We start from the raw sequence: 14,130 nt of genomic DNA, 5'->3' as shown, positions 1-14,130 counted from the left end.
CCCGCCGCGGGTCAGTCGAGCGACCCGCCGCCCACCTTCACGTCGGTCGCGTTCTGGAGCGTCGCGCGCACCACGGCCGTGAGGGCCGTCGCGAGCTGGTCCATGCGCATGTAGGGGCGGTCGGTGCCGATCGCCTCCTCCGTCGAGTACGGGATGTGGACGAAGCCGCCGCGCGTGCCCGGGCGATCGCGCAGCTCGTGCATCAGCAGGTAGAAGACGTGGTTGCAGGTGTAGGTGCCGGCGGTCTGCGAGACGACCGCGGGGATGCCCTTCGTGCGGACGGCCGCGACGGCCGCCTTGATCGGCAGGGTGCTGAAGTAGGCCGCGGGACCGCCGTCGACCACCGGCTCGTCGATGGGCTGGAAGCCGGTGTTGTCGGGGATGCGGGCGTCGTCCACGTTGATCGCGACGCGCTCCACCTCGAGCGTCTCGATGCCGCCCGCGAGGCCCACGGAGATCACGACGTCGGGATCCACCTCGGCGAGCGCCGCCCGCAGCGCGTCATCGACCCTCGCGAAGTCGACCGGCAGCTGGCGCACCTGGATCTCGGCGTCGCCGTCCCAGCGGTCGCGGACCTCCTGCACGGCCGTCCACGACGGGTTGCTGGTGTCGCCGTCGAAGGGCTCGAATCCGGTGAGGAGGACGGTGGGCATGGGGGCTCCTGACGTGCGGGATGGGGGTGCGGTGAGGGCGCGTCCGACAGGCGGACGACGCGGGCGACGACCACGCTACGCCTCGCGCGGCTCCGCTCCCGAACGGGGGGATGCGCGCGGCACCGGACAGGACGAGGATCCGCACCATCGGGCGACGGAGCCCGAGGATGGATGGCCCGACGATGATCCGCACCGCACGCAGACGACTCCTCCCGGCCGCCGCGCTGGGCCTCGCGCTCATCACCGGCCTCCCGCTCGCCGGGGTCGCGCCCGCGGGCGCCCAGGTGCGGCCGGCGGGTGACGCGTCGACGCAGGCCGCCGTCACGATCCCGGCGCCCGCGACGTCCTTCTCCGGCTACGGCACGGAGATCGAGCCGACCATCGACGGCTTCGTCACGCCCGATCTCACGGGCATCGCCGACGCCTCCGGCCTCCGGTACGAGTACCAGCTCGACGCCGCGGGTCCCTGGCGCACCGAGGGCACCTCCCCCGTCAGCGCCTGGGGGAGTCCGCTCGTCGTCCCCGCGCCCGCGGGAGCACACGTCATCAGCGTCCGGATCGCCGGCACGATCGACGGCGTGCCCGTCGTCGGGGCGGCATCCACCCCGGAGGCGGTGCGGTCGACCGGCTTCTCCCGGCCGTACACGCCGCAGGTGGTCGTGGAGGGCACCCGCATCACCTTCAGCTGGGACGTCCGCGAGGCCCTCAACGGCAACCTGCCCGAGGACAGCCAGATCTTCTACGAGCTCGACCGGAGCGGCGAATTCGTCTTCACGGACGCCGTGGGATCCGTGACCGTCGACGCGGGGTACGACGCCTCGGTCGCGATCGAGCTCGTCTACGGCGTCGTGCCCGACCTGTGGGCGTACGCGCAGGCGATCGGCACGACCGGCAGTGCGGCCGGATCCCTGCCCCTCACCAGCACCCCACCGCCCGCGATCCTCGGCCGGGCGGCCGTCGGCACGACCCTCGCGGTGCGCACCGGGCTGTGGCAGCCGGCACCCGTGGCCCTCAGCTACCAGTGGCTCGCCGACGGGCGGCCGGTCTTCGGGGCGACGGGCGCGACGTTCACCGTGACGCAGGAGGAGGTCGGCGCGCGCATCACCGTGGCCGTGCGCGGCGCCCGCGACGGCTACGTGTCCGTGACGCGGACCTCGGCACCGACCCCGCGCGTGCCGGAGCTGGTCCTGACGGCCGGCACCCCCTTCGTGACCGGTGTCGCCGCGGTGGGCAGGACCGTGACCGCCCGGACGGGATCCTGGCGGCCCGCGCCCGTGACGTTCACCTACGCCTGGCTCCGCGACGGCCGCCCCATCCCCGGGGCGACCGCGAGCACCTACACGCTGACGGAGGACGACCGCGGACGCCTGCTGAGCGTCCAGGTGCGGGGCGCGTTCACGTCGGCGTTCGGCTACCCCCGGGACGCGGTGAGCGCCGGCCGACGCGTCGCGTAGGCGGACGCCGAGCGGTCGCGCGGACCCGGACGGGGGGAAGCGGGCGGGCGGGAACGCGGAGGAGCATCGACGCGGGGACGAGGACGCCCCAGGAGGAAGGACAGGATGATCCGCACCGCAGGGGGACGCCGTCTCCCGCTCACCGCTCTGGCCGTCGTGATCGCGGCCGGCACCGCGCTCGCGGGGTTCGCGCCCGCGCAGGCCGCGCCCGCGCCGACGCCGGCACCCGCCGCCGACTCCACGACCGCCGCCGCCGCGGTCCGCATCGGCGCACCCACGGTCCGCGGCTACGGCTACGACTTCAGTGCCGAGCCGAACTTCCACGGTGTCGTCTCGGTGGACCTCGGCGACATCGCGGACCGCTCGGGGCTCCGCTACGAGTACCAGCTCGACGGAGCGGGTGCGTGGTCGTCCGAGGGCACGGGCGGGGTGACGGGCGACGAGGACGAGGTCTACATCCCCGCGTCCGCCGGGTACCACCGGATCAGCGTGCGCGTCGCCGGGACCGTCGACGGCATGGCCGTCGTGGGCGCGGCATCGGCCCCCGTGGAGGTCCGCTCGGTGGGCGGCTCGCTCGAGTACACGCCCGAGGTGATCGTGGACGGGCCCTCCGTGACCTTCCGCTGGGACGTGCGCGCGGCCCTCAACGGCTTCACGCCGGAGGAGAGCGACATCTACTACGAGATCGACGGGGGCGAGTACGTGGACGTCGGCGGCGTCGGATCCGTGACCGTCACCCCCGGCTACGGGAAGCGCGTGTCCTTCGACCTGACTTACGGCTACATCGCCGACACCTACCGTTACGCCCACGTGGACGGCGTCACGGCCGACGCTCCGGGGGCGAAGCCGCTGACCGCACGGCTCCCCTCCATCGTCGGCGCGGCCGAGTACGGGCAGACGCTGTCGGTCCGCACCGGCACCTGGCAGCCGGCGCCCGTGGAGCTCGAGTACCAGTGGTTCCTCGACGGCGAGCGGATCCCGGATGCCGAGGCCGCGACCTACACGGTGACCGCCTACGACGCCGGCCACCGCATCACGGTCTCCGTGCGCGGATCCCGCGAGGGCTACGTCTCCGAGACCCGCACCTCAGGGCCGACGAAGAAGGTCGCGTACCCGGTCATCACCGCGGGCACCCCGCGCGTCACCGGCAACCCGGTCGTCGGGCGCACGCTCACCGCGCAGCCCGGCATCTGGAAGCCGTCGTCGCTCGAGCTCGGCTACCAGTGGAAGCGCGACGGCCAGGTCATCCCCGGGGCGACCGCGAAGACGTACACGCTGACGGAGGCCGACCGCGGCCATGCGGTCCACGTGGTCGTGAGCGGCGTCATCTACCTCTACGACGACCAGGCGCGCGCGAGCGCGCGGGTGACGGTGCGCTGACCCGCGCATCCGACCCTCGACGGGCCCGGCTCCTCCACGGGGCCGGGCCTGTCGGCGTCCACCCCGGTGCGCGTGCGATCTCGACGCGGGCGGCTGCCCGGCCGCTACCGTCGGGGCATGATCTCCTCCCCCGGCGCCAGCATCGGCATCGCCCTGTACATCCTCGTGATCCTCGCGCTCGTGGCCCTGGGGGTGCTCGCGCTCGTGGTGGTCATCCGCCTGGCGCTCACCGCCCGGCGCGCGCTGCTCGTCACGACCGAGCTGCAGGAGGCGCGGCTCGAGCTCATCCGCGAGCAGACCGCACGACTGCAGGCGGACGACGAGGACGGTGGGCCGTACGCGCCCGGCGGCGGCAGCAGCGCCGTCGGCCCGGTCGGCCCGGTCGCGTGAGCGGGGACGGGAGCATGGACGGCTCGTACGACAGCATCCTGATGCCCAGCTTCTACGACCTCATCTGGTCGATCCCCCTGCTGCTCGGCACCGTGCTGGTGGCTCTCGTCGCGGTCGCGCTCGTCGTCCTGGTGCGGGTCGCGCTGGTGGGCCGACGCACGTTGGCCGCGACCGCCGCGCTCGACGAGGCGCGCCTCGAGCTGGTGCGCGAGCGCACGGCGCGGTTGCGCGCGGGGCTGGGCGACGACGTCGCCGACGACGCCGGGGCGGCAGGCCCGATCCTCTGATCCGCGCGGCCGTGCGATCCGCCCGATCCGGTCGGTGCGGCCGCCCTCGTCAGCCCACGGGCTCCGCGAACACGACGCGGTTGTCCTCGTAGTGGCCGACGCTGCGGTCGAAGATCCCGCCGCAGGTGATGAGGCGCAGCTGGTCGGTGGGCTGCGCGCCGAAGACGCGCGCCGTCGGGAAGTCGGCCTTGGCGAAGTCGGCGACCTCGGTCACGGCGTAGCGCGTGGTGCCGCCGTCGACGTCCTGCACCGACACCTCGTCCCCGACGCCGAGCTCGGCGAGCCGGGCGAAGGCGGCCGGGCCGACGCGGGAGTCGACGTGCGCGGCGATCACCGTGGGCCCGCGACCGCCGGGACGTCCGCCGCCCGTGAACCAGCCGACGTCGTCGAAGTCGACGGGCACCTCCATGCGGCCGTCGGGGGCGATGCCGAGGTCGATGAGCGGCTGATCGAGGTCGATGGCGGGGATCGTGACGCGGGTCGGGATCGCGCCGATGCCCTGCACGACCTGCGGCGAGGTCGTCGGCGTCGGGTCCGGGCTCGGCGCGGCCGGGGGCGCCGGGCTCGCGGACGCGGCTGGTGCCGGCGGCGGTGCGGGCGCGCATCCCGCCAGCGCGGCCAGCGGGATCAGCGCGGCCGCGAGCACCACGACCCGGCGGACGCGCCGCGCGGGCGACGCGTCCGCCGGACCGCGGTGCACGGGGATCAGGACTCCTGGGCGCGGCGGCGCATCAGGACCACGCCGACCGCGGCGAGCGCGAGCACGCCGCCGCCCGCGACGAGCGGCAGGGCCTCGACGCCGGAGGTCGCGGATCCGCCCGCGCCCGTGTCGACGCCGCCGACCGGTACCTGGGTCAGCTGGCCGCGCACGGCGCCGGCCGCGAACGACGCGGTGTGGCTGTCGGCCGCGAACGCGGACGGGTCGGCCTCGATCTGCGCGACCGTGAAGCCCTCGCCCGTGTCGGCGTTCTGCGGGCTCATGATCCCGGTGGTGAAGGGGCCCTGCATGCAGCCGGAGCTCGTGCGCGTGCCGTTCCCGGCATCCACCGGGTTCGGGAACGCGATGCGGGGCGGGCCGGCCTTGCCCGCGGCGGCCTGGTGGATGTGCGTGGCCGTCTTCGCCGGGCTCTTGTACTCGCCGGTGACGCCCGTGAGGGTGATGTCGTAGCAGATGGTGTTCGACGTGGAGTCGAGGCGGAGGTCGAAGCGGCCGGTCGCGCCGGGCTCGCCGGGGGTCGCGACGCCGTCGGCGTTGAGGACCTGGTCGGGCGTCGCCATCACGGTGAACGCGCTCGTGAAGCGGTCGGGCTCCGGCACGCTGGTCTCGGCGGAAGCCGGGGTCGCGGCGAGCAGGGTGAGGGCGGCCGCGGCGGCGCCCCCGATGGTCATGTTCCGGACGAGCCTCGTGTGCGTCATCGCGTGCAGCCTCTCGTGGGTGGCGGCACCCCGGACGGGCGCCGCTCCTGACAGGGCATACGCATGACGGGCGGGATGCGTTCATCGCGGATCCGGATCTCCTCGGCCGCCCCGCGGCGCGGGGCGGTCATGCGCCTCCCGAGGCCAGCGCGCCTCCTCCCCATGGCGGTGAACGCGGGGCCCTCCCCCGACGTATCCCCCTCCGGGAGGCGCGCATCCGGCGCACCTAGGCTGAGGGGATCACGATGGCGCTCGTCCTGACGCGTCCGGCACCTTCCTCCGAGCGGAGCACGATGAGCGCAGCGACGCCCGGGCTCGACGTGCGCCAGGCGTTCGCGGAGCACGGCGGCGCGCTGCTCGGCTTCGCGATCAACGCCCTGCAGGACCGCCAGCTCGCCGAGGACTGCGTGCAGGAGACGTTCCTCCGCGCGTGGCGGGCCCGCGACTCCTTCGACGGCGAGCGCGGCAGCGCGCGCACCTGGCTGTTCGCGATCGCGCGGCGGGTGATCCTCGACGTGCACCGCGCCCGTGCCCGCGCGCCGCGGATCGTCGCCGAGGACGAGGCGCCCGAGCAGGCGACGCGCGACGCGGATCCGCTCGACCGGCTCGGCATCGTCGAGGGCCTCGCGCGCCTCAGCGACGCGCACCGCGAGGCCGTCGTCGCCGTGCACCTCACCGGCCTCAGCTACCAGGAGCTCTCGGCGTCGACGGGCGTGCCCGTCGCCACCCTGCGGACCCGCGTGTTCCACGCGCTCCGCGCCCTCCGCACGCATCTCGACGAAGTGGATCCCGCATGACCGACGACCGCACCCCCGGATCCGATCCCGCCCCGCCGGACCACCGCGCGCACGAGCCGCGGGACGCGGAAGCCGACGACCGCCGTGCCGAGCTCATCGCCGCGGCCCTCGCCGACGACCTCTCCCCCGCCGAGACCGCCGAGCTCGACGCCCTGCGCGCGTCTGACCCGACGATCGACGAGGAGATCGCGCTGCTCGGCGGGCTGCCGGCGGCGATCCGCGGGGTGGGCGGATGGCGGGAAGCCGAGCCGAGCGACGAGCTGACGCGGCGGATCGGGCTGATCGCGGACGGGCAGGGCGAGGCTGGGAAGGCCGGGGACGCGGGATCCACCCCCGCGCCGCACCCCGACGCGCACGACGCTCCCGACGACCTCGCCGCCCGCCGCGTGACCCGCGGACCGCGCCCCCGGCGCACCGTGTTCCTGATCGCCGGCGCCGCAGCCTGCCTCGCGCTCGGCGCGGCTGGCGGCGCGTTCCTCGCGACCCCACGCGCGGACGTCGCGACCGGCCCGGCCGGCACCCTCGGCGCGCTCGAGGACGTGACCTTCGCGGGAGCGCCCGCGGGCGTCGACGTGGAGGGCGACGTCGTCGCGCACACCTGGGGCACCGAGACCCTGCTGTCGGTCGACGGGCTGCCCGCGGGCGACTCGTTCTCCGTGGTCGTGATCGACGCCGCCGGCGGCGAGCACGCGTCGGGCACGATGCTGGGCTCCGCCGTCCGCATCGACTGCCGCCTCAACGCCGACGTGATGCGCCGGGATGCGGCCGCCGTCGAGATCCGCGACGCCGCGGGCGACCGGGTCGCGGTGGCCGAGCTGCCGCCGGTCACCGCCTGAGCGGATCGGATCGGATCGGACCCGGTCCCGGTCCCGGTCCCGGCTCCGGCCCGACCCCGCCCTACGCCTGCGCAGGCTGCCCGTTGCTGGCCATCGTGCCGCCGTCGACGGGGAGCACGACGCCCGTGATGAACGACGCGTCCGCGCTGGCGAGGAACGCGATGACGCCCGCGACCTCGTCGGGCTGCCCGCCGTGCCCGAGCGGGATGCGCTTCGCGAACTCGGCCATCAGCTCCTCGTCCTCCTCCTTGCCGGCCACGAGGTCCGTCCAGATGAGGCCGGGCGCGACCGCGTTGATCCGCACGCCGTCGCCGCCGTGGTCGAGCGCCGAGGCGCGCGTGAAGTTGCTCACCCCGCCCTTGGCCGCGTTGTAGGCGCTCATGCGCCAGTCGCCGGAGAGGCCGGACACCGACGAGACGTTGACGATGGATCCGCGGGTCACCTTCAGGTGCGGGAGCGCCGCGCGCGTGCCGTAGAACACGCTCGCGAGGTCGGTGTCGATGACGCGGTGCCACTCCTCGTCCGTGATCCCCTCGATGGGCCCGGCCTGGAACGTGCCCGCGTTGTTCACGAGCACGTCGAGCCGGCCGTGCGCCTCGACCGCCGTGGCGACGACGCGGTCGACGTCGGCCGAGACCGAGGAGTCGGCCACCAGCGCGGTGGCGCTGCCCGCGGGGAGCGACGCGGCGACCGCCTGGATCTTCTCCTCCACGCTGTCGGTGATCACGACCTTCGCCCCCTCGGCGACGAAGCGGCGGGCCGTGGCCTCGCCGATGCCGGATCCTGCGCCGGTGATGATGACGACCTTGCCGTCGAAGCGATCGCTCATGGTGCTCCTCCTCGTGTCCACGGGGACGGATCGGGCGCCCGTGCGGCGCTCACACGATCCGTCGCGTCCGAGTCAACTCCCGGTCCGGCGGGCCGTCACCCCGCCGCGGGCGCCGGGCGTGCCCGGCCCGCACCGCTCAGAGGCCCTCGAGCACGTCGACGGCCCGCCGCACCCCGTGCTCCCGCCGCATGAGCCGGCCCACCTCGGCCGCCCGCTCGCTGCGGGACAGGGCGTCGCCCATCGCGGGCACGAGGGCGTCGACCGACAGGCGGCGCGGCGGGATCGGGGCGGCGGCCACGCCCTGCCGGTGCAGCTGGGCGGCCCAGAACGGCTGGTCGGCGGTGACGGGCACGACGACCGCGGGCACGCCGGCCCGGGCGACGGCGTGGGAGGTGCCCGCCCCGCCGTGGTGCACGGCGAGCGCCGCACCCGGCAGCACCTGGTCGAACGGCGCCGACCGCACCGCCAGCACGTCGGGTCCGCGGCATTCCGCCGGCAGCGCGAGCCCGCCCCACCCGGTGACGAGCAGCACCCGCAGGCCGTGGGAGCGGGCGGCCGTGACGATCGCGCGCCCCCGGGCCGACGCATCGCCCGTCGCCATGGAGCCGAACGAGGCGACGACGACGGATCCGCCGTCGAGGAAGTCGCCGACGACCGGATCGAGGTCCGCGGACGGCGCCTCCTCGTACCAGGCGCCCGTCTGGTGCACCCGCTCGGGCCAGTCGTCGGGCCGCGGCAGCAGTCCGGGGCTCACGGCCATGAGCGTCGCGCGCGACGGCGAGCGCCCGGCGGGACGACGACCGCCCGGCAGCTCGGCCGCGGCGCGCGCCACGTCGGCGTCGAAGAGGCGCGCGGCGAAGCGCGGCACGGCGTAGGTGGACCGGTTGCGCACGCCGAGGTCGCGCGTGGCCGTGGGACCTCCGGCGGCGGGGAAGCGGTCGCTGGGGGTGGCCACCGGCGCGAACTCCACCAGCACGCGGGGCACGCCGAGCGCGTCCGCCACCATCGGCGCGCTGAGGATCAGGGAGTGGTGCACCACCACGTCGGGGGCGAAGGCGGCCGTCTCCCGCACCGCGGCGGCGAGCATCCGCCGCATCGCGGGCCGCACCTCCCGGCGCAGGTGGCGCGCGAGGGCCCAGGGGGTGCGCCCGGCGGGGGAGAGCATCCGCTGGGCGTCGAGGCCGAGGCGCACGGTGTCCACGCCCTCGGGGGCGACCGCGTCGTCGGGCAGGGCCAGCCGCACCTCGTGGCCGCGGGACGCGGCGTGTCGCGCCAGCGCCGCGAAGGGCTCCACGTCGCCCCGGGTGCCGGCGGTGAGGAGCATCATGCGCATCCCCCCAGTGTGGGCCCGGAAGCCGTAAGGCCCGCGCCCGCGTGGGCCGCGTACGCTCGGGGGGTGACCGACGGCAGCCAGCGGATGTCGCGCACCGCGCCGCCGGGGATCGGCGAGGCCGTGCGCCGCCTCGTGCTCATCTCCCGACCGGTGCTGTGGATCAACACCATCGGATCCGGCCTCGTGGCCATGTGGCTCACCGGCGCGCTGTTCGACCTGCGCGCCCTGCCGGTCATCCTGTGGCTCACGCTGCCGTTCAACCTGCTCATCTACGGCGTGAACGACGTCTACGACCAGGACACGGACGCCGCCAACCCCCGCAAGGGCTCGCTCGAGGGTGCCCGGATCCGGCCGTCCGAGGTGCGGTTGATCGTCTGGGCCGTCGCGGCCGTCAACATCCCGTTCCTCGTCTACTTCCTCGTCACGCTGCCGCCGCTCGCGAACGCGGCGATCCTGCTCTACGCGGGCGTGTTCGTCTTCTACTCGGCGCCCCCGCTCCGCTTCAAGGCGCGGCCCTTCCTCGACTCGCTGAGCAACGCGGCCTACGCGCTGCCGCTGGTGATCGTGCCGGCGGCCCTCGAGGTCACGCCGGTCTGGCCCGCCGCCCTCGGCCTCATGGCCTGGAGCGTGGCCAAGCACGCCTTCGACGCCGTGCAGGACATCGTGGAGGACCGCGACGCGGGCATCACCACCACCGCGGTGCGGCTCGGCCCGCGCGGGACGGCCCTGTGGAGCGGCGCCTGGTGGATCGTCTCGACGGCGCTGTTCGCCGTGGTGAGCGTGCCCGTCGCGGCCGTCAACCTGCTGATCGCGGGGATCCTCGTCGTGCGCCTGCTGCGCGACCCGACGCCGGAGACCGGCCACCGCCTCTACCGCCTGTCGGTCGCGTTCCCGTACATCGCGGGGTCGTTCGCCGGGGTGCTGCTCATCGTCGCCATCGTGCTGGTGGGCTACCCGTGAGCCGCATCGTCGTGGTCGGCGGCGGGATGGGCGGGCTCACCGCAGCCGCGCTGCTCGCGCACGCGGGGCACCGCGTCACCCTGCTCGAGGCCTCCGCGGAGCTCGGCGGCAAGAGCCGTCGCATCCGCCTCGGGGACGACCGCATCGACACCGGGCCGTCCCTCGTGACGTTCCCGGGGGTGTGGGACGAGCTGCTGCGGCGGCTCGGCGACGGGGGGCCCGCCTCCGATCGCACCCGCGACGACGGCCGGCTCGACCTGGTACGGATGCCCGAGGTGGGCCGCTACTACTTCGACGGCGAGGAGACGTCCCTGCCGGTGGCGCCCGACCACCCCTGGTACCCCGCCTGGCGGCGGTTCTCCGACCTGCACGCGCCGCTCGCCGACGACGTGACCGAGCTGCTGCTCGCCGACCCGCTCGACCGGGCCGCCCTCCCCGCGCTCCGCCGGCTGCTGGCCGTCTACGGCTCGCGCCTCACCACGCGCGCCTACCTCGACGGCCTGCCGTGGCTGCCCGACGGGCTGCGCGAGATCATCGCGATCCACACTCTCAACGCGGGCGTCTCCCCCGCGCGCACGCCCGCCCTCTACGCGAGCATGCCGGCGATCATGGCGGAGACCGGCGCCTGGGTGCCGCGCGGCGGCGTGTACGAGATCGTGCTCGCGCTGGGTCGTCTGGCCGAGGCGGCCGGGGTCGACGTGCGCACCGGCGAGGCCGTCACCCGCATCGAGCGCGGGTCGGTCACCACCGCCGTCGGGCGCTATCCCGCCGACCTCGTCGTCAGCGCCCTGGACGCCGATCGGCTGGCCGCGCTGACGGGCCCGTCGCGGATCCCGCCGCTCCCCCGCCTGCGCCCCCGCACCCTCTCCTGCTCGGCCATCGCGGTGTACGGCGTGCTGCGGGAGGAGCTGCCCGCGGAGATCGCGACGCACAGCGTGGTGCTGCCGACGAGGCCCGCCGCGCTGCACCGCAGCCTCGAGGCGGGCGACGAGCCGGCGGACACCATGGTGTTCGTCAACCAGTACCGCGCGGGCGAGGTGTACCCGAACCCGCGCAGCACCGTCGGGATCCTGCTGACCGCGCCCGCCGACGGCGGCCGCTACACGGCCGAGCACCCCTTCGTGCGGCGCGAGGTCGACCGCGTCTCGGCGGCCATGGGGCTCGACGGGCCCCTCACCGACCTCCTCGACGAGCGGATCGTGCTCGATCCGCAGTACTACTGCGAGGGCGGCGAACCGCACGGCGCCCTCTACGGGGCGGCGCGTCCGCCGTGGCTGAGCGGGCCGTTCCACCGCCCGTCGTACAACGACCCCTGGCGGCCCTGGCTGTGGCGGGTCGGCGCGTCCGTGCACCCCGGCGGCGGCATCCCGGCGGTGGTGGGCGGCGCGATGATCGCGGTGACGCGGCTGCTCAAGTCGAACCCGGTCTGACGCGGGGGGCGCTGCGGCGGAGCCCACGTCACCGCCCGACCGCACGCGGGACGCGGCTACTGCACCGCCGCCGTGAGCCGCGCGACGTTGTCGAGGATCTGGATCGCGGCCGGCCGCCCCAGCCAGTCGTCGAGGTGGATCTCGTGCGACGCCTCGCGGTAGCCGTCCTCGATCGCGCGCAGCTGGTCCACGAAACGGCTGCTGCGCACCATGAGCGACACCTCGAAGTTGAGGCTGAAGGAGCGCATGTCCATGTTGCTCGACCCGATGACGGCCACGTCGTCGTCGACCGTGAAGTGCTTCGCGTGCAGCACGGTCGGCTTCTCGTAGAGGAAGATCCGCACCCCGGAGCGGAGCAGCATCTCGTAGTAGGAGCGCTGCGCGTGGTGCACGAGGAGCTGGTCGGCCACCTCGCACGCGAACAGCTGCACGTCGACCCCGCGCTCGGCGGCCGTCGTGATCGCGTAGAGCATCGAGTCGTCGGGCACGAAGTAGGGGCTCGTGATGATCAGCCGCTCCTGCGCGCCGTAGACCAGCGCGTTGAAGAGCCGCAGGTTGTTCTCGCCGTCGAACCCGGGTCCGCTCGGCACCACCTGGCACTCGACCGCGTCGTCGCCCGTGCGCGGCGCGACCGGCTCGCGCTCGTCGAGCTCGGGCAGGTCGTCGGTCTCGCTGTACCAGTCGGTGATGAAGAGGGCGTTGAGGCCGGTCGCGGCGGGGCCGTCGAGCCGCACCATGAGGTCCTTCCAGCGGAGGCCGTCGCGGGCGCTGCGCCGCTTGCCGTAGCCGGAGTCGATCATGTTCTGCGATCCGGTGAACGCCACGTCGCCGTCGACCACCACGATCTTGCGGTGGTTGCGGAGGTCCGGCCGCCGCCACTGGCCCTGGAACGGGTGGAAGGGCAGCATCTCCTGGAACGGGATCCCGTTCTCCTGCAGCCAGCGCCGGGTGGAGCGGCCGTGCGGGTTGCGGATCGTCGCCCAGTGGTCGAAGAGGACGCGGACCGTGACGCCCCGGTCCTGCGCGGCCCTCAGGGCGTCGAAGAAGGGCGCCGTCGTGCGGTCGCGGGCGAGGATGTAGAACTCCACGTGCACGTACCGCTCGGCCTCCGCGACCGCCTCGGTCATCGCCTGGATCGCGTCCTCGTAGTCGGGCAGGAGCGTGGCCGTGTTGCCCGGCACGAGCGGCATCGACCCGAGCCGGCGGTTGAGGTGCACCACGGATCCGAACCACGGCGGATCCGCGAACGTCTCGCCCTCGGTGTCGATGCTCGCCGTCGCGTCGAGGATGGAGTCGTTGATCTCGCGCTGCTTCTGCCGGCGGTCGGCCGGGAGCTTGGAGCTGCCGAGGAGCCCGAACAGGATGCTGCCGGGGACGGGGGCCACGAAGATCACCATGAGCCAGGCCATCGCCGAGCTCGGCCGACGGTTGCGCGGCACGGCCGCCACGGCGGCGATCCGCACGAGGACGTCGACCACGAGCAGCACCGGGGCGAGGGACTTGAGCTTCGAGCGCCAGTTCACGGGCGGATCCTCCTGGGTCGGGCGTCAGGCGTCGGGCGGCCGGTCGCGGGCGAGCGGGACGGCCCCTCGTCGGCGCGCGCGTCCATCCCATCACGCGAGCGTGCCCCCCGTCGGGCCCGGTCGCGGCCCCACTCCGGGGGCTCCGGCACGGCGACGGCCCGATCGCCCCTCAGCCGATGCGCGCCAGGAGCTCCCGCGACCGCTCCACCACGAGCGCGGTAGCGACCGGATCCGACGACGGCAGCGACGCGTCCGTGAACAGGTGGGCGTCGCCGTCGTAGGCGAAGACCTCGGCGAGCTCCGGGCCGACGAGGTCCACCAGCTCGCGCGCGCCCGCGAGGTCGCCCTCGCCCGCGAAGAACGGATCCCGCTCCATGCCGTGCACCTGCACGGGCACCCCCGCGGGCCACGGCCCGAACGACCACTCCGCCGACAGCGGCACGAACGACTCGTAGAGGAGCGCGCCGCGGGCGCCGGGGCGGGTCTGCGCGAGGCGCTGGGCGATGGATCCGCCCCAGGAGACGCCCGCGTAGACGAGCCCGGCGGGCAGGCCCGCGAGGGCGCGCTCGGTGCGCTCGGCGACGACGTGGTCGGCGAGCCCGGCCATCAGCGCCAGGCCCTCCTCGATCGACCCGGGCAGCTCGCCGTCGAACAGGTCGGGCACGTGCACGACGTGGCCGCCCTCCCGCAGCGCGTCCGCGAGGGCGTGGATCCCGGGGGTCCGGCCCTGCACGTGGTGGAACAGCACGATCTCGGCCATGGGTGCGCCTCCCGTCCGCCGCGCGGACGCGGGTCGCGGTCCGCGCCTCGCGGGCCGTCGCTGCCCACGATAGGGAGGCGCG

15 protein-coding genes are annotated in these 14,130 nt (G+C 74.8%); 8 read left to right on the top strand and 7 right to left on the bottom strand.

Going from position 1 to position 14,130, the window contains the following annotated elements:
* Positions 1–11: 11 nt before the first annotated feature.
* Positions 12–653: a pyroglutamyl-peptidase I gene (gene pcp, locus ACT7CP_RS00275; protein ID WP_445442886.1), complete on the bottom strand. Its 642-nt coding sequence runs from the start codon at positions 651–653 to the stop codon at positions 12–14.
* A gap of 182 nt (positions 654–835) precedes the next feature.
* On the opposite strand from pcp, the gene ACT7CP_RS00270 reads away from it, so the two are divergent.
* From ACT7CP_RS00270 to ACT7CP_RS00255, 4 genes are all read left to right on the top strand, one after another.
* A complete protein-coding gene (locus ACT7CP_RS00270) occupies positions 836–2,107 on the top strand; it encodes a hypothetical protein (RefSeq protein WP_445442885.1) in 1,272 nt (423 codons plus the stop codon).
* Between the two features lie 105 nt (positions 2,108–2,212).
* Positions 2,213–3,487 carry a hypothetical protein gene (locus tag ACT7CP_RS00265; protein ID WP_445442884.1) on the top strand — a complete coding sequence of 425 codons (1,275 nt, stop codon included), beginning with the start codon at positions 2,213–2,215 and terminating at the stop codon, positions 3,485–3,487.
* Between the two features lie 117 nt (positions 3,488–3,604).
* Positions 3,605–3,877 carry a hypothetical protein gene (locus ACT7CP_RS00260; protein ID WP_445442883.1) on the top strand — a complete coding sequence of 91 codons (273 nt, stop codon included), beginning with the start codon at positions 3,605–3,607 and terminating at the stop codon, positions 3,875–3,877.
* A 14-nt stretch (positions 3,878–3,891) separates the two neighbouring features.
* Positions 3,892–4,164: a hypothetical protein gene (locus ACT7CP_RS00255; protein ID WP_445442882.1), complete on the top strand. Its 273-nt coding sequence runs from the start codon at positions 3,892–3,894 to the stop codon at positions 4,162–4,164.
* 49 nt (positions 4,165–4,213) lie between these two features.
* Here the strand turns inward: ACT7CP_RS00255 and ACT7CP_RS00250 are convergent, their stop codons facing one another.
* Together ACT7CP_RS00250 and ACT7CP_RS00245 are read right to left on the bottom strand one after the other, a co-directional pair.
* Positions 4,214–4,864, bottom strand: a complete 651-nt coding sequence (locus ACT7CP_RS00250) for a class F sortase (protein WP_445442881.1) — start codon at positions 4,862–4,864, stop codon at positions 4,214–4,216.
* Between the two features lie 5 nt (positions 4,865–4,869).
* On the bottom strand, positions 4,870–5,580 hold the full coding sequence (locus ACT7CP_RS00245) for a CHRD domain-containing protein (RefSeq protein ID WP_445442880.1): 711 nt from the start codon (positions 5,578–5,580) through the stop codon (positions 4,870–4,872).
* 293 nt (positions 5,581–5,873) lie between these two features.
* On the opposite strand from ACT7CP_RS00245, the gene ACT7CP_RS00240 reads away from it, so the two are divergent.
* Both ACT7CP_RS00240 and ACT7CP_RS00235 read left to right on the top strand, forming a co-directional pair.
* Entirely contained in the window at positions 5,874–6,377 is a 504-nt protein-coding gene (locus ACT7CP_RS00240) for a sigma-70 family RNA polymerase sigma factor (protein WP_445442879.1), read from the top strand.
* Positions 6,374–7,213 (top strand): hypothetical protein, encoded by an 840-nt coding sequence (locus tag ACT7CP_RS00235; protein ID WP_445442878.1) that lies wholly within the window; start codon positions 6,374–6,376, stop codon positions 7,211–7,213. The genes ACT7CP_RS00240 and ACT7CP_RS00235 overlap by 4 nt, the downstream gene beginning before the upstream one ends.
* Positions 7,214–7,274: 61 nt before the next feature.
* On the opposite strand, the gene ACT7CP_RS00230 is transcribed toward ACT7CP_RS00235, so the two are convergent.
* Both ACT7CP_RS00230 and ACT7CP_RS00225 read right to left on the bottom strand, forming a co-directional pair.
* Positions 7,275–8,042 (bottom strand): meso-2,3-butanediol dehydrogenase, encoded by a 768-nt coding sequence (locus ACT7CP_RS00230; RefSeq protein ID WP_445442877.1) that lies wholly within the window; start codon positions 8,040–8,042, stop codon positions 7,275–7,277.
* A 136-nt stretch (positions 8,043–8,178) separates the two neighbouring features.
* A complete protein-coding gene (locus ACT7CP_RS00225) occupies positions 8,179–9,375 on the bottom strand; it encodes a glycosyltransferase (protein ID WP_445442876.1) in 1,197 nt (398 codons plus the stop codon).
* Between the two features lie 63 nt (positions 9,376–9,438).
* On the opposite strand from ACT7CP_RS00225, the gene ACT7CP_RS00220 reads away from it, so the two are divergent.
* Together ACT7CP_RS00220 and ACT7CP_RS00215 are read left to right on the top strand one after the other, a co-directional pair.
* The gene (locus tag ACT7CP_RS00220; RefSeq protein WP_413961868.1) at positions 9,439–10,335 is read left to right on the top strand and encodes a UbiA family prenyltransferase; all 897 of its coding nucleotides are present in this window, start codon (positions 9,439–9,441) and stop codon (positions 10,333–10,335) included.
* Positions 10,332–11,765, top strand: coding sequence for a phytoene desaturase family protein (locus tag ACT7CP_RS00215; RefSeq protein WP_445442875.1), 1,434 nt, complete (start codon positions 10,332–10,334; stop codon positions 11,763–11,765). The genes ACT7CP_RS00220 and ACT7CP_RS00215 overlap by 4 nt, the downstream gene beginning before the upstream one ends.
* Before the next feature lie 56 nt (positions 11,766–11,821).
* Here ACT7CP_RS00215 and cls read toward each other — a convergent pair whose 3' ends face one another.
* Entirely contained in the window at positions 11,822–13,288 is a 1,467-nt protein-coding gene (gene cls, locus ACT7CP_RS00210; RefSeq protein WP_445442874.1) for a cardiolipin synthase, read from the bottom strand.
* A gap of 169 nt (positions 13,289–13,457) precedes the next feature.
* Positions 13,458–14,048, bottom strand: a complete 591-nt coding sequence (locus ACT7CP_RS00205) for a dienelactone hydrolase family protein (protein ID WP_445442873.1) — start codon at positions 14,046–14,048, stop codon at positions 13,458–13,460.
* Positions 14,049–14,130: the final 82 nt, after the last annotated feature.

The organism is Clavibacter rahimiani, from assembly GCF_052654495.1.
This window is presented reverse-complemented; position numbering and strand designations above follow the sequence as displayed.

Excerpts from the sequence above, each read along its gene's own strand:
- pcp (WP_445442886.1), bottom strand. The coding sequence starts at position 653 with ATGCCCACCGTCCTCCTCACCGGATTCGAGCCCTTCGACGGCGACACC.
- ACT7CP_RS00270 (WP_445442885.1), top strand. The coding sequence starts at position 836 with ATGATCCGCACCGCACGCAGACGACTCCTCCCGGCCGCCGCGCTGGGC.
- ACT7CP_RS00265 (WP_445442884.1), top strand. The coding sequence starts at position 2,213 with ATGATCCGCACCGCAGGGGGACGCCGTCTCCCGCTCACCGCTCTGGCC.
- ACT7CP_RS00260 (WP_445442883.1), top strand. The coding sequence starts at position 3,605 with ATGATCTCCTCCCCCGGCGCCAGCATCGGCATCGCCCTGTACATCCTC.
- ACT7CP_RS00255 (WP_445442882.1), top strand. The coding sequence starts at position 3,892 with ATGGACGGCTCGTACGACAGCATCCTGATGCCCAGCTTCTACGACCTC.
- ACT7CP_RS00245 (WP_445442880.1), bottom strand. The coding sequence starts at position 5,580 with ATGACGCACACGAGGCTCGTCCGGAACATGACCATCGGGGGCGCCGCC.
- ACT7CP_RS00240 (WP_445442879.1), top strand. The coding sequence starts at position 5,874 with ATGAGCGCAGCGACGCCCGGGCTCGACGTGCGCCAGGCGTTCGCGGAG.
- ACT7CP_RS00235 (WP_445442878.1), top strand. The coding sequence starts at position 6,374 with ATGACCGACGACCGCACCCCCGGATCCGATCCCGCCCCGCCGGACCAC.
- ACT7CP_RS00230 (WP_445442877.1), bottom strand. The coding sequence starts at position 8,042 with ATGAGCGATCGCTTCGACGGCAAGGTCGTCATCATCACCGGCGCAGGA.
- ACT7CP_RS00225 (WP_445442876.1), bottom strand. The coding sequence starts at position 9,375 with ATGCGCATGATGCTCCTCACCGCCGGCACCCGGGGCGACGTGGAGCCC.
- ACT7CP_RS00205 (WP_445442873.1), bottom strand. The coding sequence starts at position 14,048 with ATGGCCGAGATCGTGCTGTTCCACCACGTGCAGGGCCGGACCCCCGGG.